The following is a 582-nucleotide window of genomic DNA, read 5'->3' on the forward strand; positions in this document are numbered from 1 at the left end:
CAGTCAGCAATTGAGGGAAATATAAATGAAAAAATAGCTCCTCTTTTCGAAAATGTCTTACAACCATTGTGGAAAGCTTATGAATGCCTTAAAATTACACGGAATCGTCGACAACCACTAGAATTAGAAATAGCAGAAAAAAAAATTATTCTTGATCAAAATGGATGCATTAAAGATGTTGAAATACAAACATACCTAGAAGCACATCGTTTGATTGAAGAACTCATGATACAAGCTAATATTGCAGCATCTGAAACATTAAAAGAACATCACCAGCCCCTCATCTATCGAATTCATGATAAACCCTCTCTTGCAAAACAAGAAATACTGCGGAGTTTTCTTCAAAGTTTGGGTTTATCACTCTCTCGAGGCGCAGAACTGACATCAGCCCGTCTTAATAGAATTTTAGAAAAGGTTATGAATACCCAGCAACAAGAATTAGTGAATCAGGTTATTTTGCGCACACAATCTCAAGCAGAATATAACCCCCAAAATATCGGCCATTTTGGTTTAAACTTACATAACTATACACATTTTACATCACCAATTCGTCGTTATGCTGATCTGGTTATTCATCGAGCA

General features: G+C 35.6%; 1 protein-coding gene. It reads left to right on the plus strand.

Annotated features, from left to right (window positions below):
• Window positions 1-582: RNB domain-containing ribonuclease (locus ACFINO_RS11315; RefSeq protein ID WP_375655945.1), on the plus strand; the 582-nt coding region annotated here is incomplete at both ends.

The organism is Bartonella sp. AA83SXKL (assembly GCF_042196965.1).
GTDB lineage: Bacteria > Pseudomonadota > Alphaproteobacteria > Rhizobiales > Rhizobiaceae > Bartonella.